Annotated in this window: 23 protein-coding genes; 18 read left to right on the top strand and 5 right to left on the bottom strand. The window is 71.7% G+C overall.

Annotated elements, in window-relative coordinates; genetic code table 11:
* Positions 1 to 277 precede the first annotated feature (277 nt).
* The 3 genes from QH270_RS09315 to QH270_RS09305 form a co-directional block, all read right to left on the bottom strand.
* A complete protein-coding gene (locus QH270_RS09315; protein WP_110040796.1) occupies positions 278 to 553 on the bottom strand; it encodes an Lrp/AsnC family transcriptional regulator in 276 nt (91 codons plus the stop codon).
* A gap of 4 nt (positions 554 to 557) precedes the next feature.
* Positions 558 to 1109, bottom strand: coding sequence for a phosphoribosylanthranilate isomerase (locus QH270_RS09310; RefSeq protein ID WP_280340169.1), 552 nt, complete (start codon positions 1107 to 1109; stop codon positions 558 to 560).
* Between the two features lie 324 nt (positions 1110 to 1433).
* Complete coding sequence (locus tag QH270_RS09305) at positions 1434 to 3563, bottom strand: DEDD exonuclease domain-containing protein (RefSeq protein WP_432420328.1); 2130 nt, start codon at positions 3561 to 3563, stop codon at positions 1434 to 1436.
* Between the two features lie 657 nt (positions 3564 to 4220).
* Here QH270_RS09305 and QH270_RS09300 point away from each other — a divergent pair.
* The 10 genes from QH270_RS09300 to QH270_RS09255 all read left to right on the top strand — a co-directional run bounded on the left by QH270_RS09300 (position 4221) and on the right by QH270_RS09255 (position 13156).
* Positions 4221 to 4790: a C40 family peptidase gene (locus QH270_RS09300; RefSeq protein WP_280306993.1), complete on the top strand. Its 570-nt coding sequence runs from the start codon at positions 4221 to 4223 to the stop codon at positions 4788 to 4790.
* Between the two features lie 226 nt (positions 4791 to 5016).
* A complete protein-coding gene (locus QH270_RS09295) occupies positions 5017 to 6030 on the top strand; it encodes an NlpC/P60 family protein (protein ID WP_280340167.1) in 1014 nt (337 codons plus the stop codon).
* A 7-nt stretch (positions 6031 to 6037) separates the two neighbouring features.
* Positions 6038 to 7051, top strand: a complete 1014-nt coding sequence (locus QH270_RS09290; RefSeq protein WP_280340166.1) for a peptidase MA family metallohydrolase — start codon at positions 6038 to 6040, stop codon at positions 7049 to 7051.
* 32 nt (positions 7052 to 7083) lie between these two features.
* Complete coding sequence (locus QH270_RS09285; protein ID WP_280340165.1) at positions 7084 to 8211, top strand: glycosyltransferase family 4 protein; 1128 nt, start codon at positions 7084 to 7086, stop codon at positions 8209 to 8211.
* Positions 8212 to 8254: 43 nt separating this feature from the next.
* The gene (locus QH270_RS09280) at positions 8255 to 8650 is read left to right on the top strand and encodes a polyketide cyclase / dehydrase and lipid transport (RefSeq protein ID WP_280340163.1); all 396 of its coding nucleotides are present in this window, start codon (positions 8255 to 8257) and stop codon (positions 8648 to 8650) included.
* Between the two features lie 52 nt (positions 8651 to 8702).
* On the top strand, positions 8703 to 9140 hold the full coding sequence (locus QH270_RS09275; protein WP_280340162.1) for an SRPBCC family protein: 438 nt from the start codon (positions 8703 to 8705) through the stop codon (positions 9138 to 9140).
* Entirely contained in the window at positions 9137 to 10417 is a 1281-nt protein-coding gene (locus QH270_RS09270) for an ArsA family ATPase (protein ID WP_348537645.1), read from the top strand. Before QH270_RS09275 ends, QH270_RS09270 begins: the two co-directional genes overlap by 4 nt.
* Positions 10407 to 11318, top strand: coding sequence for a hypothetical protein (locus tag QH270_RS09265; RefSeq protein ID WP_280340161.1), 912 nt, complete (start codon positions 10407 to 10409; stop codon positions 11316 to 11318). Before QH270_RS09270 ends, QH270_RS09265 begins: the two co-directional genes overlap by 11 nt.
* Positions 11315 to 12310 (top strand): ROK family protein, encoded by a 996-nt coding sequence (locus QH270_RS09260; RefSeq protein WP_280340160.1) that lies wholly within the window; start codon positions 11315 to 11317, stop codon positions 12308 to 12310. The genes QH270_RS09265 and QH270_RS09260 overlap by 4 nt, the downstream gene beginning before the upstream one ends.
* Before the next feature lie 117 nt (positions 12311 to 12427).
* Positions 12428 to 13156, top strand: a complete 729-nt coding sequence (locus QH270_RS09255) for a lysophospholipid acyltransferase family protein (RefSeq protein ID WP_280219165.1) — start codon at positions 12428 to 12430, stop codon at positions 13154 to 13156.
* Between the two features lie 64 nt (positions 13157 to 13220).
* Here QH270_RS09255 and QH270_RS09250 read toward each other — a convergent pair whose 3' ends face one another.
* Positions 13221 to 15479, bottom strand: coding sequence for a serine/threonine-protein kinase (locus QH270_RS09250; protein WP_280340159.1), 2259 nt, complete (start codon positions 15477 to 15479; stop codon positions 13221 to 13223).
* Between the two features lie 158 nt (positions 15480 to 15637).
* On the opposite strand from QH270_RS09250, the gene QH270_RS09245 reads away from it, so the two are divergent.
* Entirely contained in the window at positions 15638 to 17011 is a 1374-nt protein-coding gene (locus tag QH270_RS09245; RefSeq protein WP_280340158.1) for an ABC1 kinase family protein, read from the top strand.
* 7 nt (positions 17012 to 17018) lie between these two features.
* Positions 17019 to 18041 (top strand): AraC family transcriptional regulator, encoded by a 1023-nt coding sequence (locus tag QH270_RS09240; RefSeq protein WP_280340157.1) that lies wholly within the window; start codon positions 17019 to 17021, stop codon positions 18039 to 18041.
* Between the two features lie 9 nt (positions 18042 to 18050).
* On the opposite strand, the gene QH270_RS09235 is transcribed toward QH270_RS09240, so the two are convergent.
* On the bottom strand, positions 18051 to 18923 hold the full coding sequence (locus QH270_RS09235; RefSeq protein WP_280340156.1) for an alpha/beta hydrolase: 873 nt from the start codon (positions 18921 to 18923) through the stop codon (positions 18051 to 18053).
* 213 nt (positions 18924 to 19136) lie between these two features.
* Between QH270_RS09235 and QH270_RS09230 the strand changes: the two genes are divergently transcribed.
* The 6 genes from QH270_RS09230 to QH270_RS09205 all read left to right on the top strand — a co-directional run.
* Positions 19137 to 20693, top strand: coding sequence for an alkaline phosphatase D family protein (locus tag QH270_RS09230; protein ID WP_280340154.1), 1557 nt, complete (start codon positions 19137 to 19139; stop codon positions 20691 to 20693).
* Positions 20694 to 20744: 51 nt separating this feature from the next.
* Complete coding sequence (locus QH270_RS09225; protein WP_280340153.1) at positions 20745 to 22016, top strand: FAD-binding oxidoreductase; 1272 nt, start codon at positions 20745 to 20747, stop codon at positions 22014 to 22016.
* A 139-nt stretch (positions 22017 to 22155) separates the two neighbouring features.
* Positions 22156 to 22764 carry a dihydrofolate reductase family protein gene (locus QH270_RS09220; RefSeq protein ID WP_280340152.1) on the top strand — a complete coding sequence of 203 codons (609 nt, stop codon included), beginning with the start codon at positions 22156 to 22158 and terminating at the stop codon, positions 22762 to 22764.
* Positions 22765 to 22807: 43 nt separating this feature from the next.
* On the top strand, positions 22808 to 23131 hold the full coding sequence (locus QH270_RS09215; RefSeq protein WP_280340151.1) for a YciI family protein: 324 nt from the start codon (positions 22808 to 22810) through the stop codon (positions 23129 to 23131).
* A gap of 105 nt (positions 23132 to 23236) precedes the next feature.
* Positions 23237 to 24211, top strand: coding sequence for an RNA polymerase sigma factor (locus QH270_RS09210; protein ID WP_348537644.1), 975 nt, complete (start codon positions 23237 to 23239; stop codon positions 24209 to 24211).
* Positions 24212 to 24445: 234 nt separating this feature from the next.
* Positions 24446 to 26135: MFS transporter (locus tag QH270_RS09205; protein ID WP_280340150.1), on the top strand; the 1690-nt coding region annotated here is incomplete at its 3' end.

The following is a 26135-nucleotide window of genomic DNA, read 5'->3' as shown; positions in this document are numbered from 1 at the left end:
GCTCCCGCCGATCGGGTCGCTGTCCTGGTGGCGAAGCGGCTGCGAAGGCAGATCGTCGGTGCCCGGCGATGGTCACCCCGCCCGTGGCCGGCGCCCTGGACGACGCGGCCGGCCGGCCCGTTTACCGGCCCCCGCACCCGCCCCCCGCCCCCTCCCCGGCGCGCGCCCCCCCGCGCGCCCGCGCCCCCCCGCCGCCGTGGACAGCGGCGCGGCGGCGAAACTGCTCGACTCCTGGGCCCAGCTCACCAACACCCTCGACGAGCGCTGAGCGATAGGCTCACTCCCCCAAGGAGAATCCGGCCTCCACATCGGCGCTCGAGTACGACTTGAACGCGATGTGGGTGGTCGTGCGGACCACACCGTCGACCTTGTCGATGCCGCTGGTGACCACCTCGGCGATGCGCTCGTGGTCGCGCACCCGCACGATCGCGATCAGATCGACGTCACCGGCGCAGGAGTACACCTCGGCGACTCCTGCGGTGTCGGCGAGCGCCTGCGCGGTCTCGGGGATACGAGAGTTCTCGGCCTGGATCAGCACGATCGCGGTAATCATGGGATCAGCCTAGAACTTCGGGGGCCTCGGTGGCCGCTTTGAAGCGTCGCATCAGCTCACGGCTCTTCACACCGGGCGCCGATTCCACCGAACTGGACACGTCGACGCCGAAGGGCCGGTGCCGCGCGATGGTGGCGGCCACATTGCCGGCGTCGAGCCCGCCCGCCAGTACGACCTTGCCCGGCAGGGCGCGCACCCAGTCGGGGAATTCCTCGAAGATCCCCGATCCCGCGCTCGCGTCGTAGAAGAAGTACTCGCTCGTCTGTCCGGGTTCCGGCGGGGTCGACGAGCAGAACGCGAGGTTCGGGCGGTCGCTCCACTCGTAGAGCTGGACGACATCGAACGCGTCGGCCACCTCGGCGACCTCGTCGGCGGTCAGCGCGACCACGAAGGTCGTGATCCGGCCGCGCGCGTAGTCGGCCAGTGCGCGCGCCTGTTCGGGGGTGCGGTAGCGCTTGCTCTTGGGCGTCACCATGACGCCGATCGCGGAGTACCCGAGCTCGATCGCCCAGTCGATCTGCTCCGTGGTGGTCAGCCCACACACCTTCACGAACATCCGCGCCCTCGCCCTTTCTCCGCTGCCACCCGCCGTGACACCTGATTCCATGATCCCGGACCCGGTGCCCGGCAGACTCGGCAGGTTCGCCCGCACGGCCGGATGCCGCGTCGCCGCGGGAGCAGTCGTGGTCGCGGCAGCACAGCTGACCCATCCGAAGCGGCGGCAGAACTCGGACGCGATGCAGATGAGCCTTCGGTCAGGTACCCGCTCGGCGGCGGCGCGAGCCAGCCGCTCCAGGCCGATCGGCGCCGCCTGGGTAGAGGTCCGGCACCGCCGGCTGCCCCTTCAGCGAGCAGCGGCAGGATTCGTGCGCGCCGCAGGTCAGCGTTCGGACAGGTACTGCTCGGCGGCGGTGGGCGTGGTCGCGGCGGCGCGAGCGAGCTGGGCCCAGCCGGTCCAGCGGGCAGCGCCGTGCAGAGGTTCGTGGTAGCCCTCGCTGGTGCGGACGATGCGGACGCCCGGCTTGGCGAGCCAGCGGGCGATGACGCCCACTTCCTCGGGCGGGGCGCCACGCAGGGGCGGGAGGGCGTCCTCGCGCGGCGGGGCGAGAGCGAACAGGGCATCGTCGACGTGCGGGGCAGGCACCGGCGCTGCGGACAAGAAGGCGGGGCCCAGCACATGTGGACCGGTCGACGCCGCGTCCACCCGATCGGCCTCGGCCGGAGCGCCGGGCCAGGGTTTCGGCTCGGCCGCCGCGACGATGCGGTGCGAGGGACCGGCCGTTCCCACGTCGACCAAGGCGCTTTCGGTGCGATCGCCGCGCACCGCGGTGGACTCCGTTGTGCTGCTGGCGGACTCAGCACCGACGCGGTGCCCCCGGTCGGCAGTCGTCGGCGGCGACGGGGTGGGCTCGGCGCCGGTGGCCGGGGAGGTCGGCGACCGGACGGCCCCGCTGATCACCCCGTCACCGAGGTCTGGGATGATCGTCTCGGCGGCGGCGACGAGCTGGTCGACCACCGCCATGGGCGGGGTGCCCCGTCGGGCGACGCCCGCGGCGGCGAGGCGGCCGTAGCGGATGACCGAGAACTCCCAACCGCCCGCGCCGTCGGGCAGGGCGACGATCAGTTCGGCGATCCGGGCCAGGGCACTGAGGCGCTGGGTGCGGTGCAGCATGGTGACCACGGTGGCGGCCCGATCGCGTAGGCGCGCAGCCGCCTCGAAATGTTCGGCGGTGGAATGGGTTTCGATGCGGTCGAGCATGGCGCGCAGCAGCGTGTCGGCACGGCCGGTGAACAGGTCACGGACCGACTCGACGGCCGGGGCGTAGGCGGCGGCGTCGAGATCGCCGTCGGGGCGGGCGGCCGGGCAGCCACCGACGATCGCCGGCGGACAGGTGTGGCGGGCCGTTCGGGTCAGCCGGGTGGCGCAGGTCCGCAGTCCGGCGAACTCGGCGACGGTGGCGGCGACGTCGACCGCGTCGGTGCGGGAACCGAAGGGCCCCAAGGCGGTTCGGGTCGGGGTGCGCACCGCGACCAGCCGGGGGAACGGTTCGTCGCTGAGCGTGAGCCACCAGCCCCGGCGCGGGAACTTCGAGCGCCGGTTGTACGGCGGCGCGTGCGCGGCGAGCAACCGCAGCTCGCGCACCCCGGCCTCGAGCCCGTGCGCGCACACCACGTGGTCGACCCGAAGCGCCAGTGCCACCATCTCTTTCATCCGGCCGCGAGTCTCCGAACCGGTGAAGTAGGTGCGCACGCGGCGGCGCAGGTTCACCGCGGTCCCTATATAGAGGACTTCGTCGGAGGGTCCACGGAACAGGTACACGCCCGGCGCGGTCGGCAGGTCGCCCGCGAAGGCGCGCTTGGCGCGCTGGGTTCCGGTGACGTTCGGGAGATAGTCGAGCAGTTCGGTGAGGCTGTGCACGCCCTGGTTGCCGACCCGGGCGATCAGCGCGTGCAGCACGTCGACAGTGGCGCGGGCGTCGTCGAGCGCGCGGTGGGTGGGCGTGGTGGACGCGCCGAGCACGCGGGCCAGCACCCCGAGCCGGGCCGAGGGCGCCTCGTCCCTGGTGAGCACCCGGCGCGCCAGCTTCACCGTGCACAGCACCTGCGGGTTCGGCCAGGCGATGTCCTGCCGGGCGGCGGCGGCTTTGAGGAAGGCCGTGTCGAAGCGCGCGTTGTGCGCCACCAGCACGGCGCCCGCCGCGAATTCCAGGAAGCCGGGCAATACCGCTTCGATCCGCGGCGCCTCGTACACCATCGCCGTGGTGATCCCGGTGACGTGCACGATCGCGGGCGGGATGGCGCAGCCCGGGTTCACCAGGGTCGCGAACTCCCCCAGTACCTCTCCCCCGCGCACCTTCACCGCGCCGATCTCGGTGATCGCGTCACCGTCGGGGCTGGTTCCGGTGGTCTCGAGGTCGACGACGACGAACGTGGTGTCGTACAACGGCGTATCGAGCTCGTCGAACGCCAGCTGACGCACGGCGACCGGCTGCGGAACGGGATCGGGCACGGCGAGCAGCGTAGGGCGGGGGTCCGACACGATCCGGCGCTCCCGCACCGCCACCGCCGCAACGGGGTTCACGCCGTGGGCAAACCTCAGGTCCCGGCCAGCGGGACGGATCGCGACATCCTCGCCCGCGACAATTCGGCGCGAGACTTTCGTTCCGGTGCGCGCGAAATGACCCCGCACACCGGGCATTGAGACCGGGCTCACAGTTTGGACCAAGATCGTATGACTGCGTGGATTTCCATCGGGTAAGACGTATTGCCGGTTACGGCGGCGTCCGGCCCACGGCGCGCCGCCCGCGCGGCTCGCCGGGCGACACACCGGTTGCCGCCGCGACGCGCGGACCCGACCTGCGCGTTCGCCGCCGCTAACCCCCCGCCTCGGCAGGTGGCGACGCGCCGGAGGACACTTCGGAAATGTCGCCGAGACGACCTGGCGTTATCGTTTCGTGATTGGTGTGACGCAGCTCGCAGGCAGAGTTCGGCCAATTAGTCCGAATCGCTTCCCGGACCGATGTCCGACTTTACAAACCACCGTGATGTCTTCGTAACCTTTTCGAGACCTCACGGAGTCCCATAGACCACGCAACGGTTCAGCGGGATGAAGCCCGCCGCGTCATACGGACACGGCGTCGTGGGGCAGATTGGAAGTACCCGCATCATGGCGACCAACACCGTCAAGCGTCAGGCGCAGCGAGCCGTTGCCGCCGGAGCCGTCGGCGCTGCCACCATCGGCGCGTTCCTCCTGCCGGCCGCTCCCGCGTCGGCGACGCCGGTCACCGTCCCCGGCATCGGCACCTTCGAGGTGCCCAACGAGATCCCGATCCCGCAGGGCATCCCCGGCATCGAGACCCCCGGCGCCCCGCAGGTGTTCACCGCGCCGCGCGCCACCGCCGCCGACATCGCGCTCGACGCCGCGCTGAGCAAGGTCGGCTCCCCCTACGTCTACGGCGCCGCGGGCCCGGACGCCTTCGACTGCTCGGGCCTGGTCCAGTGGGCCTACCGCCAGGCGGGCATGGAGCTGCCGCGCACCAGCGGCGCCCAGCTCGGCGCGGGCACCCCGGTCGCGCTCGAGGACCTGCAGCCCGGCGACCTGGTGTCGTTCTACGGCGGCGGCCACTCCGGCCTGTACGCGGGCGACGGCAACGTCGTGCACGCGGCCACCTCGGGCAGCCCGGTGCACGTCGCCCCGGTCTCCTCGATGCCGTTCGCGGGCGCGCGCCGCTTCTGACGCGGACACGGTGCGTCGTTCGCGGGGAAGGGCGCACCGTGACCCCTCCGTGGCCTACTGGACACGGGCATACACAGTTCCGTAACCTGATCGAGACCTTCTCGGCGGACGCGGAGATCCGGTTCGGGTAAGGCGCTGTATCGGCGGACAACGAGAGAACGGGGCACGGCGCACAGTGACTGCACACCACCGGAATCCGCGCGTGCCGCGAGGCATCGCCGGAGTCATGTCCGCCGCGATCCTGGTGTGCGCCACCTACGCCGCCGGTCCCTCCCTGGCCGATCCGGTCGCCCTGCCGACCACCGCCAGCGACGCCATCGCCAGGATGGTCGACCTGTCCCGGCAGGCCGAGGCCCTCAATCAGGCCTCCCTCACCGCACAGCAGGATCTCGACGCCAAGCTCGCCGTGCAGCGCGAGGCCGACGACAAGCTCGCCGCCAGCACGGCCGTCGCCGACGCCGCCCGCGCCGAGGTGCGCAAGTTCCAGCCGATGATCGATCGCACCGCGATCGCCACCTACACCGGCGCGCGCACCGATCGCATGTTCGCGGTGCTGTCGAGCGATTCGCCGCAGCAGCTGCTGGACAAGATGTCCACCCTCGACATGCTCAGTCAGCAGACCGCCGCGAGCGTGCGCGAGTTCAAGAAGTCCGCCGACGCGGCCACCGCCGCCGAGACCGCCGCTCGCGCCGCCGCCGACACCGCGCGCACCGCGACCGCGGCCGCCGAATCCGTGCGCGCCGACGTCGACCGCAAGCGCAACGATCTCAGCACCGCCACCACCCAGGTCGTCGAGGCATGGGGCGCGCTCTCGGCCAAGGACAAGTCCACCCTGGCCGGCTCACCGTTCCCGCCCGGATTCGACCGCGACTCGCTGCTGCAGGGCCTGGTCCCCGGCAGCGGCACCAGCGCACTGGCCGCCGCGCTGACCCGCGTCGGCGATCCGTACGTGTGGGGCGCCACCGGGCCCGACCAGTTCGACTGCTCCGGGCTCGTGCAGTGGGCGTTCAAGCAGGTCGGCAAGGACGTGCCGCGCACCAGCTCCCAGCAGGCCGGCTTCGGCACCCCGGTGGCCAAGGGCGATCTGCAGCCCGGCGACGTGGTGCTGTTCTATCCCGAGATCTCGCATGTCGGGATCTACGCGGGGAACGGAATGATGGTGCACGCCTCCACCTTCGGTGTGCCCGTGGCCGTGGCGCCGATCGACACCACCCCGTACCACTCGGCCCGGCGATACTGAGGCGGCGGTGACCGATCCGTCGCGCCGGACGTCCGGCCTCCGATCCTGGTTCTCGGCCAACGGCCGCCTCGAATTCGTGCTCGCGCTCGCCTCGGTCACCTTGCTGACCGGGGCGTGTGTCGCACTGACCCTGGTGCCCCGCAACGCCGGTGCGCTGCAGCTGGCCACCGACGAGGCCGAGGTGCTCGACACCGCCGAGCCCATCGACGATCCGCGCCTCACCCCCGTGCGCCGCGACGTGCAGCCGTTCGGCCCGATCCTGGTGCGCCAGGTCGCCGCGGGCGGCGGCGCCGACGCGCTGCTGGTGGCCCACCCCAGCCATCGCACCGATCTGGATGTCCTCGAGCGCCAGCTCGGCCCGGCGATCGCCGACGTGAGCGCCACCTGGGGCGCGGACTGGAACCGGGCACCGGTGCTCGTCGTCGCCGGGACGCCCACCGAGTTCACCGCCCTGACCAGGACAGCGGGCGCCGCGACCACCCCCGAGGCGGCCGCGGTCTCGCTCACCGGGTCCTATGTCCCCGGCACCGAACCGACCGACCAGCGGATCGTCTTCAACCCCGACGCGCGGCGCCGGGTCGGTGACGAAGGCCTTGCCACGCTGCTGCGGCACGAGCTCACGCACGTGGCCACCAGAGCCGAGACCGGGGACGGCGCCCCGCTGTGGCTGACGGAGGGGTACGCCGAATACGTGGCCCAGCGCGCGAGCGGCAACACCTTCTCCCAGATCGCGCCGACGCTGACGACCCGTCTGCGCGCGGGCGCGCTACCCGGCGACCTGATCGCCGACGGCGAGTTCACCGGACCCGAGGCCGCCTTCGCCTACGAGTCCGCCTGGAGCGCCTGCGCTTTCCTCGCCGACCGCTACGGCCCGGACACCCTCACCACGCTGTACCGGCGGCTGGCGACCGGCCCGCAGTCCGCCGCGGCGCAGGAGGCCGCCTTCTCCGCCGTGCTCGGCGCCTCCCGCACCGAGCTGCTCGACGGCTGGCGCGCCTGGTTGCGCGGCCGCGCCGTCTGACCACTGCCGCCAACCCATTAGGTTGTTCACTTATGGCCCGAACGCTGCTGGTTACCAACGATTTCCCGCCTAGGCCGGGCGGCATCCAGTCCTATCTGCAAGCGCTGGCGAATCAGCTGCCGCCCGACGACCTGGTCGTGTACGCGCCACGCTGGCGCGGTGACAGCCACGAGAAGTTCGACGCCGCCCAGAAGTTCCGCGTCGTTCGCCACCCGACGACGCTCATGCTGCCGACGCCGGGCGTGATCAAGCGGGCGAGCGCCCTGCTGCGCGAATACGAATGCGACACCGTGTGGTTCGGCGCGGCGGCCCCGCTGGCGGCGATGTCGCCGATGCTGCGCCGCGCGGGCGCCGAGCGCATCCTGGCCAGTACGCACGGGCACGAGGTCGGCTGGTCGATGCTGCCCGGCGCACGCCAGGTGCTGCGGTCGATCGGCGAGAACACCGACGTCGTCACCTATGTCAGCAAGTACACCCGCGGCCGCTTCGCCTCGGCGTTCGGGCCGCGGGCAGCGCTCGAATACCTGCCGCCCGGTGTCGATCCCGCCGAATTCCGGCCCGATCCCGGGGCACGCGCCGAACTGCGGGCCCGCTACGGCCTCGGTGACCGGCCGACGGTGCTGTGCCTGTCGCGCCTGGTCGCGCGCAAGGGCCAGGACATGCTGATCGTCGCGATGACCGAGATCCGCGAGCGGGTCGACGGCGCGGTCCTGGTGATCGCGGGCGGCGGACCCTACGAGACCAGGCTGCGCGCGCTGGCCGAGGCCCTCGGGGTGAGCGACAGCGTCGTGTTCACGGGCCGGGTGCCCTCCGGCGAACTCGCCGCGCACCACACCATCGCCGACGTCTTCGCCATGCCGTGCCGCACCCGCGGCGCCGGGCTCGACGTGGAGGGCCTCGGCATCGTCTACCTGGAGGCCTCCGCCACCGGGGTGCCGGTCGTCGCGGGCAGTTCGGGCGGCGCACCCGAGACGGTGCGCGAGGGCGAGACCGGTCTGGTGGTGCACGGACGCTCCGTCGAGCAGATCAGCGACGCCGTCGTCGAACTGCTCACCGACCGCGACAAGGCGGCCGCGATGGGCGCCGCCGGGCGCGCGTGGGTGGAGCGGAACTGGCACTGGGACCGCCAGGGCGCCCGCCTGCGGGAGCTGCTGCGGTGACACCCCGGCCGCGATCGGGGCCGCGTCCACTACGCTCAGCGAGGTGAGCAGTATCCAGGTCGCAGATCAGACCTTCCTCGCGGCGCCGCCCGCCGCGATCGCCGACGTGCTGAGCGCCACCAACAACTGGCGCCGCTGGTGGCCCGACCTGCGCCTCGACGTGCGCGAGGATCGCGGCGACAAGGGCATCCGCTGGACGGTGGCCGGTCCGCTGGACGGCACCATGGAGGTGTGGCTCGAGGCGTTCGCCGACGGTACGATCCTCCATTACTTCCTGCACGCGGAGCCCACCGCCGCCAAGCCGCTGACACCGCGCGCGCTCGCCGCGGCCAACCGCGCGCGCCGGGTCGCGGGCAAGGACATGTCGTTCGAACTGAAGGCCCGGCTCGAGGCCGGCCGCCCCGCAGGCGTCGCGCCCGCGGCCGTCGCGGCGCCCTGACCGGCGCCCTCGGCACACTGCTCGTCCGCACGAAAGGAACCATTCCGCCGCCATGGCCGACCGGACCCAGAGATCGATCGTCATCGAGGCGCCGTCGAAGCAGGTGATGGCCGTCATCGCGGATCTGGCGTCCTACCCCGAGTGGGTGGCGGCCGCGCAGTCGGTGGAGGTGCTCGAGACCGACGCGCAGGGCCGCGCGAGCACCGCGCGCTTCGTGCTGGACGCGGGCGTCGTCAAGGACACCTACGTGCTGGCCTACACCTGGCGCGCCGACGGCAAGGCGGTGAGCTGGCGACTGCTCAGCGGTGACCTGCAGAAGGCGCAGGACGGCAGCTACGAACTGCGCGAACGGCCCGACGGCAGCACCGAGGTGGTCTACGAGCTGACCGTCGACTTGAACATCCCGATGATCGGCATGTTCAAGCGCAAGGCCGAGAAGGTGATCACCGATACGGCCTTGAAGGAACTGAAGAAGCGGGTCGAGGGCTGAGCGCCACCGGCGGTACCCGGGTCGAACTGTTCGTCGGCAAGGGCGGTGTCGGGAAGACGACGCTGGCCTGCGCGACGGGCCTGGCGCACGCGCGCGCGGGTCTGCGCGTGCTGATCGCCTCGCTGGATCAGGCGCATTCCCTCGGTGACGCGCTGGGCGTGCGGTTTCCGCACGATCCGGGCACGGTCACCGGGGTGGCCAGGGTCGCGCCGGGACTCGAGGCGATCGAGATCGATTCCCTCGCCCTGCTCGAGGACCGGTTCCGTGATGTGGTGGCCCTGTGGGACAGGGGCGGCGGCCACGACCACGGCATCGACCTGGCCGCGCTTGACCCGGCCGAGCTGACCGGTCTGCCCGGCGTGCAGGAACTGCTGATGCTGGTGGAGATCGCCCAGTTCGCCGAGGAGGACGACTGGGACGTCGTGATCGTGGACTGCCCGCCCTCGGCCGACCTGCTGCGCATCGTCACCGCGCCCGACACCCTGCTCACCTACCTGGACCGGCTCTGGCCCCGGCACGCGCGCGCGATGAGCGCGATCGGCACCGACCTGCGCAAGGCCGTGCTCGCCGCCACCGTGGAGCGGATCGTCGGGGCGGTGACCCGGGTCCGCGACCTGCTCGCCGACCCGGCTCGCACCAGCGCGCGCCTGATCACCGGCCCGGAACAGGTTGCGGTGGCCGAGGCGCGCCGGATGCGTTCGGCGGCCGCGCTGCTGGGACTGCGGCTGGACGCGGTGGTCGTGAACAAGGTGCTGGCGCCGGTGCCGCCGCCCGGGGAGAGCGCCCATCCGGCCGTGCACTGGTACCTGAACCGCCGGGCCGAGCAGCTCGAGGTGGTAGCGCGGCTACACGAGCAGCTCACCGATGTGCCGATCCTGCTCGCCCAGCACGCCGGGACCGAACCGGTGGGGGTGAACGCGCTGGTCGCGTTCTCCTATTCGCTCGACACGCGGCCCGGCCAGGCCGCTCGAGAAGCGGATTCGGGCGAACCGATGGTTCGATGGGAGTCCGGCTCCGGTGTCGACTCCGTGTACGCGATGCGGATGCGGCTGCCGGTGGTCGATCCCGGCACCTTGCGGCTGGGCCGAGTGGAGGATGATCTGATCGTGGGAGCCGACGGCGTGCGCACGCGCGTACGGCTCGCCCCGGTGCTGCGACGCTGCACCGTGGCGGGCGCCGAGCTCGACGACGGTCACCTGGTGGTCCGCTTCCGGCCCGATCCGCGGGTGTGGCCCGCCGATCCGAACTACACGAAGGCGACCGCAGATGAGCAGTGACTCCCAGTCCGAGCGCCGCGGCCACCACCCCGACGGCTTCGCCGAATTCACCGAGGAGTTGCGGCTGCTCGCCGAGGTGCTGCTGGCCAGGGTCGAGCCGGTCCTGCGCCGCACCGCGGCCGACGGCCAGGCCGATCTCGGCGGCTGCGCCTGGTGCCCGGTCTGCGCGGCCGCCGCGCTGGTCCGCGGCGATCACCACGATGTGGTGGCCGCGCTCGCCGAACACGGAACCTCGATGGTGACGGTCCTGCGCGAGGCGCTCGCGGGCGTTCCGGTCGACCCGGTGTTCCCGCCGGAGTGGGCGGAATACGCTGCCGCCCACCATGATTCGCACCACGCTGCCGCATCCGCAGAGTTCGTCCGTGAGCACGCCGGCGCCGATCCTCACCCGGCGGGCACCGCCGGACAACACGCGACCTCCGCCGGATCGCGTGGCCCCGCCACAGCCGGCGGTCCACCCGCGCCGGATTCCGCCACAGCTGGACCGCGCGGCACGGCTCCGGCCGACGGGCCACACGGTTCGGCCGTACCGCCTGGCGCCGCCGCAGGCGTCCAGCCCACCGGCGCCCCGGACGGTGCCGAGCACCCCGGCGCGGCGGAACCACACGGCTCCGGCACCGCGCCGTCGACTCCTCGCCCCGCCGAGGGCGCACGCCCCGGCGCGCCGGAAGGCAGCGAGCACACGCGCCGCCGAAGCTCCCGGCACCGCACCGGCACCCCGCGCCCGCGCCGAGTCGACGAATACGCGACACCACGGGAGCAGCCCGCGGCGCCGGGCGAGGACTCCGGCATCGGCCTGACCACCTCGGGCCCGCAGCGCACCGCCGAGCCCGATCGATCACGCACGACCCGCGCGCCTCGCTCGCGTTATGTCGACATTCCGGTGACGATCCGGGGATGACCCAACGGATCGACCCGCAGCATCTGCTCACCGTCGGGATCGACGTCGGTGGCACGAACATCCGCGCCTCGGTCGTCGACGCCGAGGGCGAGGTGCTCGACACCGTCCAGGCGCCGACGCCGCATTCCGAGCGCGCGCTCGAGGACGCGATCGACCGCGCCGTGCGTGAGCTCGCGCGCCGCCACCCGGTCGCCGCGGTCGGGCTCGCGGTGGCCGGGTTCATCTCCGCCGATCAGTCCACCGTCCGGTTCGCCCCGCATCTGCCGTGGCAGGACGCCCCCGTCGCGCAGCGGCTGTCCACCCGCCTGGAACTGCCGGTGATCCTCGAACACGACGCGAATGCCGCGGGCTGGGCCGAGTACCGCTTCGGCGCGGCGGCGGGCGGGCACACCGTGGTCCTCATCGCCATCGGCACCGGGATCGGCGCCGCCCTGCTCATCGACGGGCAGCTCTATCGCGGCAGTCACGGCGTCGCCCCCGAACTCGGGCACCTCCAGGTGGTTCCGGATGGCCGGGCCTGCCCGTGCGGCAAGCGCGGCTGCTGGGAGCGGTACTGCAGTGGCACGGCACTGGCCGACACCGCGATCGAACTGCTGGCCACCGACTCGGCGCGGTCGGCGCTGGCCCGCGATGTGCGCCGCGACCCCGGCTCGCTCACCGGCCGCCGGGTGGCGGGCGCCGCGCAGGACGGCGACGAGCTCGCGGTGCGCGTGCTGGCCGACTTCGCCCGCTGGCTCGGCCTCGGGCTGGCCTTCGTCAGCGACATCTTCGATCCCGATCTGGTCGTGATCGCCGGTGGTGTCAGCAGTTCGGCGCCGCTGTTCCTCGACGAGGCCCGCGAGCACTACGCGAGCGCGGTCACCGGCGCCGGGCACCGGCCGCTGGCGCGCCTGCGGACGACCCAGCTCGGGGAGGCCGCCGGCATGATCGGTGCCGCGGAATTGGCCAGGGCGGCGGTCGGCGCGCCGGTCGCGGGCGGCAGCGGGAGATAAGCGCCACAACACTGTGACGTGGACACCGTCTCGGGTTGGTTGTGACCTGCGACCAGCGGTAAAGTCGGTAGCCGACGAGGCCGCACACCACGATTCCGGTTCCGAGGAAAGGACGCCATGTTCTACTGGCTGCTCAAGTTCGTCTTCCCGGGACCGTTCATGCACCTATACAACCGGCCGGTGGTCGAGGGCGTCGAGAACGTGCCGACCGACGGGCCGGCGATCATGGCCGGTAATCACCTGTCGTTCGCCGACTGGCTGTTCGCGCCGCTGCTGTCCCCGCGCCGGATCAACTACCTGGCCAAGGCGGAGTACTTCAACACCCCCGGCCTCAAGGGGCGCCTGCAGAAGTTCTTCTTCAGCGGCACCGGCCAGTACCCGATCGATCGCAGCGGCGCCACGGCCGCCGAGGACGCGCTCAACGCGGCCCGCAAGCTGCTCGACGAGGGCCGTCTGGTCGGCCTGTACCCGGAGGGCACCCGCTCCCCCGACGGCCGCCTCTACAAGGGCAAGACCGGCATGGCGCGGCTGGCGCTGGAGACCGGCGTTCCGGTCATCCCGGTCGCCGTCATCGGCACCGACAAGGTGAGCCCGCCCGGACCGTTCAAGTGGCGCAGGCACAAGGTCACCCTCAAGTTCGGTGCCCCGCTGGACTTCTCGCGCTACGAGGGGATGAGCGGCAACCGCTTCGTCGAGCGCGCCGTCACCGACGAGGTGATGTACGAGCTGATGCGCCTCACCGGCCAGGAATACGTCGACGTGTACGCCCACAGCCTCAAGAAGGGCGTGGCGCCCACCGACCGCCAGCTCGAGGCCACCCGCATCCCGGACACCGCCGCCGGCTGAGCTGTCTCGCCGCCTCCGCCGCACCGCGCCACGCGCCGTGCGGCGGACGTGTTTCCGGGGGTGCTCAGTGCCCGGCGACCCGTTCCAGTGCCGCCAGATCCCGCTCCAGCATCCGGAACAGCCAGTACACGCCGACGAAGGCCAGCGCGCCGCCGATGCACAGCACCCGCAGCGGCACGATCACCGACGGGATGTCCGCGGGCGGAATGAAGGTGACCCCGGCGGCGCCGAGCAGGGGAACCGCCGCGGCGATCGTCAGGAAGTAGGTGCTGCGCCGTTCGAGTGCGCGCAACTGGGCGCCGTCGGCGGGACCGAGCCCGCCCAGCGACAGGAACGCCGGATAGAGGCAGCGCACCGCGTAGAAGCTGACGAGGAAGTACGGGTAGGCCATGGCGATGGCGCCGCAGACGATCTGGGTCAGGAAGAAGTGGGCCGAGGATTCGGCGCCGAGGTTGCTGCCGGACAGCTGCACCGACACCGGGACCGCGATCCCGGCGATCACCCACAGCACGAAGCAGGTGAGCACATTGCGGCTGGCGAGCTGCAAGGTGTCCGATCGCGCCGCGGCCAGCGCGCGGGCGTCGTAGCCGCGGCCGACACGCAGTCCGTGCATGATGAACCACAGATGCATGACCAGGGCGACGGTCACGACGGCCCCGATCACGAAACCGATGCCGTAACAGGTCCAGGCGACCAGATCGAAGGTCCGCTGCGCGTCGGCGTCGAGCTTGCCGAAGATCAGCGTCCGATTGTGGTTGTAGCTGTAGAGGATCGCCAGCGCGTTCGGCACCGCGATCGCCAGCGCCATGATGGGGTGGATCCAGCTGCGGGCCCGCAGCCGCGCGCTGCCCGCGGGCGGATCGACCAGATCGCGGGCCCGCGCGTCCAGGCACACCTGGAGCTGCTGGGCCATGTCGGCGCCGCGTTCCCAGCGGGCGGCCGGATCCGGTTCGAGCGCGCGCACCAGCGCACGGCGCAGGGCGGCGGGGGTATCGGGCGGCAGATCGTCGTAGGGCAGGTCCTCAGGACTGTGCGCGCGCCGGTCGAGCATCGAGTCCAGGGCGGTGCGGTCACCGCCACCGGCGGTGTCGTCACCGAAGGGCTTGTGGCCGGTGAGCAGTTCCCACAGGACCACCGCAAGCGAGTACAGGTCGCTGCGGGTGTCGAGGTCAGCGGCCGACGTCGGCCGGTCCGGGTGCACCACCGACAGCTGCTCGGGTGACATGTACGCCAACGATCCGCCGAAGTAGGCCACCGGACTGTCCCCGGAGACATTGCCGCTGAAACTGATGTTGAAATCGGCGAGCTTGGGCACCCCCTCCGCGGTGAGCAGCACGTTCGCCGGTTTGACGTCGCGGTGCAGCACGCCGAGCCCGCCCGCGTAGTCCAGCGCTTGCGCGAGGCGGCGCCCCAGCCACGCCACGGTCTCCGGCCAGGACAGGCCGGCGAGTTCGGCGCGCACCGGTGATTCGGCGGGCTGGATCTCGCCCTTGGCGGCGAGTACGGAGTCGATGACGTCGAGCAGCAGCTGCCCGCCGCGCTGCTCCGGCGGGGTGACGCGGACCCGTTCCAGCACCGTGAGCAGCGTGCCGCCGGGCACGTACTGCATGTACAGCAGCCGCAGCCCCGGCCCGTCGACGACCCGCTGGTCGAACACGCGCACGATGTAGTCGTGATCGAGCTGGGCCAGGGTCTGCGGTTCGGTGCCCTTGTCGCGGGAGATCTTGACCGCGACCAGCCGCTGCATGGAGCGCTGCCGGGCGAGGAACACCCGGGCGAACGCGCCGCGGCCGAGCCCGGCCATCAGATCGAAGTCGTCGATACTCTGACCCGCCTCCAGCTCGTCGAGACCGGCGGGCACGACGGGCTCGGCGGCCGCCCCGAGCAGCGTGCTGTGGTAGTCCTCGGTGGTCAGCAGCTGCGAAAGCTGTTCAGCCTGTTCGGGATAGGCGGCGGTGTATTCGCCCACGTCGACCGAGCCGCCCGCGCGGCGGCGCAGGTGGAACTCCTCGTAGATCAGCTCCGGTGGCAGCGGCCAGGTGCGCAGCTCGGGCAGTTCGTCGACGTAGTCGGCCAGCCGTTTCGGCGCGGTGCCGCGCTCCCACCGGTTGACCAGATCGATCTTGATCAGTTCGATCAGCGAGACCCGGCGCAGGGCGGGCGCGTCCGGTAGGTAGCTGCGGAGCTCGGGGGGAGACCCGGCGTCGCGCCAGGCCGCGCTGAAGCGTTCGATGGCGTCGGTGACCTGGTTGCCACGCGATGTCTCCGGCGACCGGTCGGGCTGGACGGTCACCCCGGAGGCAGGCGGGGCGGAGTGCGCCATCTCCGCATCGTAACGCCGTCGACGATCCCCCGGCACCATGTCGAGACGGCGGAAACGCTGTTCCGCGACAGCGCCCGGTCCGGCACGGCGACTTGATAGCCTCGTGCGAGGGCAGAGCCGACAGGCGGATCGATGTCGGCCGGGCAGCGAGGTGGGACATGGTCGAGGCAGACCCGGACAGCCGGGTGACACCGTTGTTCCGGCGCACGCAGCCCGGCGCCACCCTGCCGACGGGCAAGGTCGCCCGCAGCGCGCGCCTGGCAGCCGTGCCCGTCGCCTACGCGGGCCGCCGGATCGCCGGGCTCGGCAAGCGCGCCGTCGGCCGCGATCCCGCTCAGGTGCAACGCGAGATCCGCCTCCGTACCGCCGAGCACCTGTTCCAGGTGCTCGGCGAGCTCAAGGGCTGCGTCGCCAAACTGGGTCAGCTGCTCGGCCTGCTCGAGCTCGGCCTCGCCCCCGAGCTGGCCGAACCGTATCGCCTGGCCCTTGCCCGCCTGCACGATTCGGCACCGGCCATGCTGCCCGGCGCCGTGCACGCCGAGCTGGCCACCCACCTCGGCGACGACTGGCGTTCGCTGTTCCTGGAATTCGACGACCGCGCCGCCGCGGCGGCCTCGGTCGGTCAGGTCCATCGGGCCCGCTGGCACGACGGCACCCCGGTGGCGGTGAAGGTCATGTACCCGGGCGCGCGCACCGCCGTGCTGGCCGATCTGCAGGTGTTGCGCCGCGCCACCCCGCTGTTCACCGCCCTGCTGCCCGGCGCCGACACCCGGCCGGTGATCGAGGCGCTGTGCGAGGAGATCCGCGGCGAGCTCGACTACGCGCGCGAAGCCGCCAATCAGCGGGCGTTCGCCGCCGCCTTCGCCGACGACCCGGATGTGGTGCTCAGCCGGGTGATCGCGCAGCGCGGGGACGTGCTGGTCACCGAATGGCTCGAAGGGGTCCCGCTGACCCAGCTGATCCCGCGCGGCGCGGCCACCGAACTCGACCGGCTCGGTGTGCTGATCCTGCGCTTCCTGTTCTCCGCGCCCGCCCGCGCCGCCCTGGTCTACGGCGACCCACACCCCGGCAACTTCCTGCGCATGCCCGACGGGCGGCTCGGCGTGGTCGACTTCGGCGCCTGTACCCCGTGGCCGGTGGCCTTCCTCGACGTCGCCGGTGACGTGGGCGCCGCCGTCATCGCCGACTCCCCCGCCGACCTCGAGGCCGCCATCCGTCGCCACGGCTTCGTCGCGCCGGGTCGTGCCCTCGACATCGCCACTGTCGCGGCCCGCTTGCGACCGGTCCGCGAGGCGCTGCTCGCGCCCACCTATCCGCTCACGGCCGACTGGCTGCGTGAGCAGGTCCGGCTGGCCACCGATCTGCGGCTGTCGAATGTGTTGCGCCAGTTGACGATGCCGCCCGACCACACCCCCATCCTGCGTTCGTTCCTCGGCGGCATCGCCGTGCTGTGCCAGCTGCGCACGGAGGTTCCGCTGCGCGCGGAGTGCACCCGCTGGTACCCCGAGACCGCGGCCGCCGCGGGCCTGTGAACCCTTGGTGCACTGGGACATACCACGCACGCCCGTCGGCGCCCTGCTGACGACCCGTCTCGCCGAGGAGCGCGGTGTCCCGGTCGAGACCTGCCTGCACGACACCGGCCTCACCGCGGACGTGCTGGCCGATCCCGAGGCCGAGATCTCCGCGACCGCCGAGCTGGCCGTGATCGCCAATGTCCTACGGGCGCTGGGCGATCCGCCGGGGCTCGGGCTGCGCGCGGGCAGTCTCTTCCGCGTCACCTCCTACGGCATGTGGGGTTTCGCGCTGATCAGCAGCCCCACCCTGCGCTCGGCGATCCAGGCCGGTCTGCAGTTCGTCGACCTCACCTTCGCCTTCAGCGAGGTCGAGATGCGCCGCACCGACGGGGACCTCCAGCTGGCCCTCACCGCCCCCGATGTGCCGGAGCCGTTGCGGCGCTTCGTGATCGAACGTGACATGGCTGCCGTGCAAACGCTGAACCGGGACCTGCTCGCCACCCCGATCCCGATCAGCACCGTGCGTTTCGACTTCCCCCGCCCGGACCCGGCCGCGCTGGCGCACTACATCGAGATCTTCGGCCTGACACCGGAATTCGACGCGGGCGAGTGCCTGACCGGGTTCGACCAGACCCACCTGGACGTGCCGCTGCCGCAGGCCAACGACCACACCGCCGCCATCACCCTCGCGCACTGTCGCGCGCTCCTGGACCGGCGCACGGCACGCGGCGGCACGGCGGGCCGGGTGCGCGACATCCTCGTCGAACACCTCGCGCAGCCGCCCGGCGCGCCACGGCTGGCGGCCATGCTGCACCTCAGCGAGCGCACGCTGCGCCACCACCTCGCCAAGGAGGGCACCTCCTACCGCGCCCTGCTCGACGAGGTCCGCGAACGGCTGGCCGAGGAGCTGCTGGTGACCCGCGGCCTGCCGGTCGCGGAGATCGCGCACCGCCTCGGCTACGTGGAGGTGTCGAGCTTCTCGCAGGCTTTCCGGCGCTGGAAGGGCATGGGCCCCCGCGCCTATCGCGACCGGCGTTCGCTCGACTGAGCGGCGCCGTCAGCCGCGCGGGACCGCGGCGCCGAGCGCCGCCACCGCGGCCGTCGCCTCGGGGAACAGGCCTGCGTGCAGGTGCCAGACGTGCCACATCCCGTCGAACACGGTCGATTCCACCGGCACCCCGGCCGCGCGTAGTGCCGCGGCCAGCCGTTCCGCGTCGGCGCGCAGGATCTCCTCGGCGCCGACGTGCACGGTGACCGGCGGCAGGTCGCGCAGGTCGGCGTAGACCGGCGACACCAGCGGATCGGTCGGGTCCGTGGCGTAGGCGGCCGCGCACTGGCGCAACCAGCCCAGTGGCAACATGTCGTCGACCCGGCCGTCCAGCCACGGATCGGACAGCGTGAGGTCGGTCCACGGTGAGACCAGCAGCAGCGCGTCCGGCGCGGGTGCGCCCGCGTCCCGCAAGCGCAGCGCGACGGCGACCGACAGGCCACCGCCGGCGGAATCGCCCGCGACGGTGATGTCGGTGTACCCGGCGGCGAGCAGGTCGTGGTAGGCGGCGACGGCGTCGTCCAGCGCGGCCGGGAACGGATGCTCCGGCGCCAGCCGGTAATCGAGCACATACACCGGTCGCCCGGCGGCCACGGCCAGATGCGCGGCCAGTGCGCGATGGGTGCGCGGTCCCGCGATGGTGTACCCGCCACCGTGCAGATACAGGACGGCGCCCGTCCCGGCGGCGCCCGCGGGATCGATCCGTTCGGCCGCGCGCGCACCGAGCCGGGTCCGGCTGACCTGCGTCCCCCTCGGCACCCTGCGCACCACACCCAGCGCACCGGTGGCCCTGCGGCGCACCCCGAGCGGCACCTCCGGCCGCAGCAGCGGCCGCAGTCCGTGCCGGATGATCGACCGGAAGACCGTCCGCACCGTGCTCATCGCCGCGCTCCGATCGAGCCGGTCACCGTCGCCAGGAATGTGGTCCGCACTGTCATACCGCTCACGGTAGGCGCGACCGCGACGCGGGACACAGTGCCGGACCGGCGAGAAAGTTACTCGATTCGGCAAGTCAGCCATTCCGTATGGCAGCGTTCACGCGCTGTTGCCACTACCGCGTTCCACCGTTCCGCCCAACGTCGCACCGTGACACACATGGCTCGTTCGGATTTCGCGATGTCCCGGCGCACCCTGTTGCGCGCCACCGCCGCCGGTCTGGTGACCGCGCCCGCCCTCGCCGCGTGCGGCGACGGCGACGGTCCCGGCCTCGTGCGCGCCAGGCCCACCCTCACCCACGGGGTGGCCGTCGGCGATCCGCGCAGCGACGGCGCGCTGATCTGGGCGCGCTCGGACCGGCCCGCGACGCTCGTGGTGGAGACGGCGGCGACCGAGAAGTTCAGCGACGTCAGACGATTCACCGGCCCGCTGCTCACCCCGGCCACCGACGGCACCGGCCGCGTGCGCGTCAACGGCCTGCCCGCCGGCCAACAGGTGCACTACCGCGTGCGGCTGGAGGGCGAGGACGGCGCCACCTCCGAGACCCTCACCGGCGTGTTCCGCACCGCGCCGACCGCGCCCGCCGATCTCTCGCTGCTGTGGTCCGGCGACGTCGCGGGCCAGGGTTTCGGCATCAACCCCGATCTGGGCGGGATGAAGATCTTCAGCACCATGGCCGCCCGCGATCCGCACCTGTTCCTGCACTCGGGCGACTGCGTCTACGCCGACAACGCGCTGAAGGAATCGGTGACCCTGCCCGACGGCCGGATCTGGCGCAATGTCACCGCCGAGGCCAAGAACGCGCCCGCGGAGACCCTCGACCAGTTCCGCGGCAACTACGCCTACAACCTCACCGACGACAACTACCGCCGCTTCAACGCCGCTGTCGCGCAGGTGGTCCAGTGGGACGACCACGAGACCACCAACAACTGGTACCCCGGCGGCACCGTGGCCGCCGACAAGGGCTACACCGAGCGCTCCATGGACACCCTGGCCACCCGCGCGTGGCAGGCCTTCCACGAGTGGATGCCGCTCGAGCCCAAGGAAGCCGTCGACGGGCGTCTCTACCGCAAGATCCCGTACGGCCCACTGCTGGATGTGTTCGTCCTCGACATGCGCACCTACAAGGACACCAACAACGCCAACACCGCCCCGCAGGGCAGCGTTCTCGGTGCCGCGCAGACGAAGTGGCTGATCGACGGCCTGCGCGAGTCGAAGGCCACCTGGAAGATCGTCGCCGCCGACCTGCCGCTCGGCCTGATCGTCCCCGACGGCAAGACCGCCTTCGAGGGCCCGGCGAACGCCGCGCCCGGCGCGCCATCGGGCCGGGAAACCGAGATCGCCCAGGTGCTCTCGGCGATCAAGGCGAACAAGGTCACCGACGTCGTCTGGCTCACCGCCGACGTGCACTACACCGCGGCGCACCACTACTCCCCCGCCCGCGCCGCCTTCACCGATTTCGACGAGTTCTGGGAGTTCGTGTCCGGCCCGCTCAACGCGGGTGCGTTCGGCCCCAACGAACTCGACCCGACCTTCGGACCCGAGGCCGTGTTCGTGCACGCGCCGCCCGCGCCGAACGCCTCGCCGCTGGATGCGCAGTACCAGCATTTCGGCGAGGTCCGCATCGACGGGCGCACCGGCGAATTCACCGTTGACCTGTGCGACGCGACCGGCGCGGTACTGTTCTCCAAGCAGCTGGCGCCTACGCGGAAGTAGGTGCGAGGTACCGTGCGCAAGAATCGCCGAGCTGTGGTTAGCTATGCGGTCATGGGCACGCCGCACACCGTCATCTCCGAAGAGTATCTCCCCCGTGACACCGCGGATGTCGTTCGCACCGTACGTGATTCGCGGGATCGCGCGGAGCGGTTGACCGTTCGTGGCGGCGAGCAGACCGAAGAGTCCTATGGGTTGACCGATCAACGCGGAGTGCTCTCGCTGCGCAAGATGAACTCGGTCCTCGACATCAACCTGGGCCGGCGCACCGTGCGGGTGCAGGCGGGAGCCAAGCTGTCCGAGATCGACCGCCGCCTCGGCGCGCACGGTCTCGGCCTGCCGGTGGTCGGCGACCACCGCGACATCACCGCGGGCGGGTTCGCCTCGGTCGGCGGCGTCAGCACCGCCTCGCATCGCTACGGCATGTTCATCGACCAGATCGTCGACCTCGAGTACGTCGACCCCGACGGCCGGATCGGCACCTGCGGCCGCGCCCATCACACCGAGCGGTTCCACCGGATCCTCGGCGCGGGCGGGCGCGCGGGCATCATCACCGCGCTGACGCTCGACGTGGTGGAGGTCGACAAGGACCACACCTGGCTCACCACCGACGCCGACCGGTTCCTCGACTTCGATTCCTTCGTGGAGCACGCCACCACCGAGATCACCAACCCGGGCAGCGCGGCGCTGCAGGTGGGCCGCTGGGTCGACACCGCGCCACTCAAGGTGGCCCGGCCCGTCGGCACCGGCCAGGTGACCCTCGGCGCGGTCCGCTTCGGCCAGTGGTCCAGCCTCTACCCCGCCACCCCGACGCGTGGCCTGCGGGCCCGCCGCGAGGTCGGCACGCGCACCCGGAAGTCGCTGGGCGCCATCGCGTCCGCCGCGGGTGGCCGCGCGGGCATGCCGGTGCGCAACGCGGCGGCGGGTGCGCTGATGTTCGCGCCGAAGGTGCTCACCATCCGCGACGCGGAGTACCTGGCCGACACCGTCATCAGTTCCTCCGAGCGCGGCCCCGCCTACCGCGTCGGCGTCTTCGCCCCCCTGGCCAACTACGGCTCGGTGTTCTACGGCCTGCACGACCTGTTCGCCGAGCACCGCGAGCGCACCGGCTGCTTCACCGTCATCTCCGCGATGACCTACGGCGTGCGCTCGCCCTACCTGCGCGCCGAAGCCGCCGCCCGCGGCCTCGCTCCCGCCGACTACGGCCTGATCACCTTCACCTGCCGCCTGCGCCCCTCCGCCCTCCCCTCGGAGCAGCTGCGCGAGATCGTCGCCGGAATCGACGACATCTGCCGCTCGGAACAGGCGCTGCGCTACAGCGTCTAGCGGGCGACGTCCCTCCGCTGCCAGAGCCCCGGAAATTTCTTCGACGAAATCTCCGGGGCTCTGTCGGATCTACGCATCGGTGTTCGTAGTAGTGGTGAGGCCGCCCACCGGGGGCGGCGCCAACGCGAGGAACCCCACCATGAAACTGACGACCATGACGCAGCTCACCCTGGACGGCGTGCTGCAGGGAAACGGCGCCACCTCCGATGACCGCAGGAACGGATTCACCCGCGGCGGCTGGGCCATGGGTAAGGCCGACGACGAGACCAGGGCGTTCATCACGCGCACCTACCAGCGGGCCGAGGCGTTCCTCTTCGGCAGGCGCACCTACGAACTGTTCGCCCGATCCTGGGGAACCATCGAGGAGATGCGGGCACACCCCATCGGGGTGGCGCTGAACGAGATGCCGAAGTACGTCGTCTCGGCCACGATCACCGAACCGAGCTGGGACGACACAACCGTTCTCCGCGGCGATCTCGCGGCGGCCATCCACGAGCTGAAGGCGAAGCCGGGGGGAGAATTACAGGTCCACGGCAGTGGCGCGCTGATCCGGTGGCTGCTCGCGCACGACCTGGTCGACGAGCTGACCCTCCTCGTGATCCCGGTGATCCTGGGCCAGGGCGCGAGACTGTTCCCGGAGAACGGACCGGACCTCGCCCTCGACCTGATCGAGTCGAGGGTCGACTCGAACGGTGTGACCGTCCAGACCTACCGCCCGGCGGGCCACCCGAACTACGCGACGGCCTGAAGACCTGAGCACGCAGACCCGACACCGAGGAGAGGATCTTCCGATGCGCTACCTGGTTTCCGTGATCGACGACAAGAGCGATCCCGGCAGCACCGACCGAATGCCCGCGATCAGCGAGTTCAACGAACGGCTGATGGCCGAGGGCTACTGGGTGTTCGCGGGCGGACTCGCCGACACCGACGCGGCCACCGTCGTGGACAACCGGGGCGAACGACCCGTGTTCAGCGACGGCCCCTTCGTGGAGTCGAAGGAGTATCTCGCCGGCGTCTGGGTGTGGGAGGCGCCCGATCTGGATGTGGCGCTGCGGCTGGCCACCGAGGCCTCGAAGGTCTGCGATCGCAAGCTCGAGGTGCGCCCGTTCCTGTGAACGAGGTCGAGGCGGCGATCATCCGCGCCCACAACCGCCACCCGCAGAGCCATCGACCGGATCCGGCGCGAACACCGGCGCTCCGACAAACACAGGGAGGCGCTGATGCTGCACGACAGCACCGTGCCCGAGCCGCCCGGCGCCGTCGACGACGACCGGCTCCGGCTGATCTTCACCTGCGCGCATCCCGCCCTGGCGATGCCCACCCGCGTGGCGCTGACACTGCGCATGGTCGGCGGCCTGACCGTTCCCGAGATCGCCAGAGCCTTCCTGGTCACCGAAGCGGCCATGGGACAACGGATCACGCGCGCCAAGGCCAAGATCGCCGCGGCGCGCATCCCCTACCGGGTGCCCTCGGCCGAAGATCTCCCCACCCGCGTCACCGGGGTGCTCGCCGTGCTGTTCCTCGTCTTCAACGAGGGGTATCTGGCCAGCGGCCCCGGCACCGATCCCGTCCGGCCCGATCTGACCACCGAGGCGATCCGGCTGACCCGGTTGCTGCGCGCACTCCTGCCGCGGGACGGCGAAGTGGCCGGGCTGCTCGCGCTCGTGCTGCTCACCGAAGCACGGCGCACCGCACGGGTCTCGGCGCGCGGCGAACTGGTGGCGCTCGACGAGCAGGACCGCGGTGCCTGGGACGCGGACCTGATCGCCGAGGGCCACGGGCTGGTGCGTGAACGCCTCGCCGCCGCCGCGGCGGGCCTGCCGCCGGGCCGCTTCCAGATCCTCGCCGCGATCAACGCCGTGCACACCTCCGCACGCGACATCCGCGACACGGACTGGTCGCAGATCGTGGCCCTCTACGACCAGCTCGTCCGCCTCGACCCCTCACCGATCGTCGCCCTCAACCGCGCCATCGCCGTCGCCGAACTCGACGGGCCCGAGGTGGCGCTGGCCCTGGTCGACCGGCTCGCCGAGCCACTGGCCGGCTATCACGCCTTCCACGCCACCCGCGCCGACCTGCTGCGCCGCCTCGGCCGCAGTGGGCAGTCGCGCGCGGCGTACGACAGGGCGATCGAGCTGTCGGGGAATACCGGCGAGACAGCTCACCTCATCCGCCGCCGCGACCAGCTGCGCTGACGGGTGGCGCCGGAACACGCGACGTTTCACTCCGGCTGCACGTGTCCGGGAGTTGTGATACACGGTGAACGTCCTGCTCACCGAGGGTTTTCCCACCGGCAATCCGCACGCCCGGCATTTCCGTCTCCCAGTGGCTGGGATGTCCGGCGCCGTGACCGGCCGGGAGGACGTGTGATGCGCGTTACGCATTCCGTCCTCCTCCGAATGCGGGAACCATCTGTGAAAGGACCGATGATGGTCGCTCCCGACCCGACACCCACCCGCTGGACTCCCCGGCTGATCCTGTCACTCGCCTCGATCGTGCTCCTGTTGGAGATGCTCGCGGTGAGCTACATGATGATCTCGACCGCGCTGCCGTCGATCGCCGCGCACTACCAGACCACCCAGGGCGCGTGGCTGCTGACCTCGTTCCTGCTGGTCGGCGCCGTCACCGCACCGCTGATCGGCAAGCTCGCCGACATGTACGGCAAGCGCAAGGCGCTGCTGGGGTGCGTCACCGTGGCGGCGGCGGGCTCGCTGCTGTCCGCGCTCGCGGGCAGCTACGCGGTCCTGATCGCCGGCCGCGCGCTGACCGGCCTGCTCATTCCCTGCCTGTTCCTGAGCTATTCACTGATCCGGGATGTGTTCCCGGCGAAGACGGTCGCGCTGGCGGTGAGCATCGCGACCAGCGGCATGGGCCTGATCGCGATTCCCGCGCCGTTCCTCACCGGCTGGCTGATCGACAACCACGGGTTCCGCAGCATCTTCTGGTTCTTCGTCATCGGTCTCGCCGCCCTGGGCGTGCTGATCTTCTTCACCACCGCCGAATCGCCGGTGCGGCTGCGCTCCCGGATCGATCCGCTCGGCGCGCTGCTGCTCGGCGGCGGCATCGCCGGCATCCTCATCGCGGTCAGCTTCGGGCCGACGTGGGGCTGGCGGGCCGGTTCGACCATGGCCTATCTGGCCGGCGGTGCGGCGCTGCTGGTGGCGTGGCTGGTGACCGCCCGGATGATCAGGGAACCGCTGATCGACCTCGAGGTGCTCGGCCGCCGTTCGGTGCTGCTCACCACCATCGGGGCCGGACTCTGCTACGGCGCCAGCGGGCTGTTCACCATCCTGCTGCCCATGCTGGCCATGACACCGGACGTGCTGGGTCTCGGCTACGGCTTCGGCGTCAGCGCGGAGGGTTTCGCGATCTTCCAGGCGCCGGTGGGCCTGATGGTCGTGGTCGGCGGTGTCGTGGTCGGTCTGCTCGTGGGCCGCGGCGATGTCCGCCCGCGCGTCCTGATGACCATCGGCATGCTGCTGATGGCCGTCGGCTTCACCCTGACCGCCTTCGCGCACGACAGCAAGCCGCTGCTGATCGTCTTCGCCGGCGTGTTCGGCACCGGCATGGGCATGGCCTACGCCGCGATCCCGAACCTGCTGATCGAGGCCGTGCCGCCGCAGCTGCAGGCCAGCACGGCGAGCCTGGTCGGCGTCTCGCAGAGCGTGTTCCCGGCGGTCCTGCCGGTCATCGCGTTCACGGTCATGAACAACTCCTACATCGCCCCGATCCCGCCGGAGATGACCCAGGGCGCGGTGTTCTACCTCGACCGCGGCTTCACGATCGCGTTCCTGATCGGCGCCCCGCCCCCCGGGGGCGGCGCGGCGGGGGCGGGGGGCCCGGCCCGCGCCCGGGGGTTGGGGGTGTGCGAAGACCGGGGGCCCCTCTACGCGCGCAACCTGCTCCCCCCGCGCCCCCGCCACGCTGCGCTGGGGGGGGGGGTTTGGCGTCGTTCACGGGGTCAGTGCGCGAACACCAGTCCTTCCTCTTCGGGGCCATCGACCTTGCGCGGTGCCGACAGCTGCACGATCCGCCGGGGCAGGGCCGCCGCGACCGCCGCGCCGAGCACCGCGGTCGCGGCGCCGATCAGGAACGCGATCGTGAAGCCGCGGTCGAGGT

This window comes from Nocardia neocaledoniensis, assembly GCF_029868625.1.
GTDB classification, from domain to species: Bacteria; Actinomycetota; Actinomycetes; order Mycobacteriales; family Mycobacteriaceae; genus Nocardia; species Nocardia neocaledoniensis_A.
This window is presented reverse-complemented; position numbering and strand designations above follow the sequence as displayed.

Coding starts and splice junctions, on each gene's coding strand:
- QH270_RS09315 (WP_110040796.1), bottom strand. CDS start 553: ATGATTACCGCGATCGTGCTGATCCAGGCCGAGAACTCTCGTATCCCC.
- QH270_RS09310 (WP_280340169.1), bottom strand. CDS start 1,109: ATGTTCGTGAAGGTGTGTGGGCTGACCACCACGGAGCAGATCGACTGG.
- QH270_RS09300 (WP_280306993.1), top strand. CDS start 4,221: ATGGCGACCAACACCGTCAAGCGTCAGGCGCAGCGAGCCGTTGCCGCC.
- QH270_RS09295 (WP_280340167.1), top strand. CDS start 5,017: ATGTCCGCCGCGATCCTGGTGTGCGCCACCTACGCCGCCGGTCCCTCC.
- QH270_RS09285 (WP_280340165.1), top strand. CDS start 7,084: ATGGCCCGAACGCTGCTGGTTACCAACGATTTCCCGCCTAGGCCGGGC.
- QH270_RS09275 (WP_280340162.1), top strand. CDS start 8,703: ATGGCCGACCGGACCCAGAGATCGATCGTCATCGAGGCGCCGTCGAAG.
- QH270_RS09265 (WP_280340161.1), top strand. CDS start 10,407: ATGAGCAGTGACTCCCAGTCCGAGCGCCGCGGCCACCACCCCGACGGC.
- QH270_RS09260 (WP_280340160.1), top strand. CDS start 11,315: ATGACCCAACGGATCGACCCGCAGCATCTGCTCACCGTCGGGATCGAC.
- QH270_RS09255 (WP_280219165.1), top strand. CDS start 12,428: ATGTTCTACTGGCTGCTCAAGTTCGTCTTCCCGGGACCGTTCATGCAC.
- QH270_RS09250 (WP_280340159.1), bottom strand. CDS start 15,479: ATGGCGCACTCCGCCCCGCCTGCCTCCGGGGTGACCGTCCAGCCCGAC.
- QH270_RS09245 (WP_280340158.1), top strand. CDS start 15,638: ATGGTCGAGGCAGACCCGGACAGCCGGGTGACACCGTTGTTCCGGCGC.
- QH270_RS09235 (WP_280340156.1), bottom strand. CDS start 18,923: ATGAGCACGGTGCGGACGGTCTTCCGGTCGATCATCCGGCACGGACTG.
- QH270_RS09230 (WP_280340154.1), top strand. CDS start 19,137: ATGGCTCGTTCGGATTTCGCGATGTCCCGGCGCACCCTGTTGCGCGCC.
- QH270_RS09225 (WP_280340153.1), top strand. CDS start 20,745: ATGGGCACGCCGCACACCGTCATCTCCGAAGAGTATCTCCCCCGTGAC.
- QH270_RS09220 (WP_280340152.1), top strand. CDS start 22,156: ATGAAACTGACGACCATGACGCAGCTCACCCTGGACGGCGTGCTGCAG.
- QH270_RS09215 (WP_280340151.1), top strand. CDS start 22,808: ATGCGCTACCTGGTTTCCGTGATCGACGACAAGAGCGATCCCGGCAGC.
- QH270_RS09210 (WP_348537644.1), top strand. CDS start 23,237: ATGCTGCACGACAGCACCGTGCCCGAGCCGCCCGGCGCCGTCGACGAC.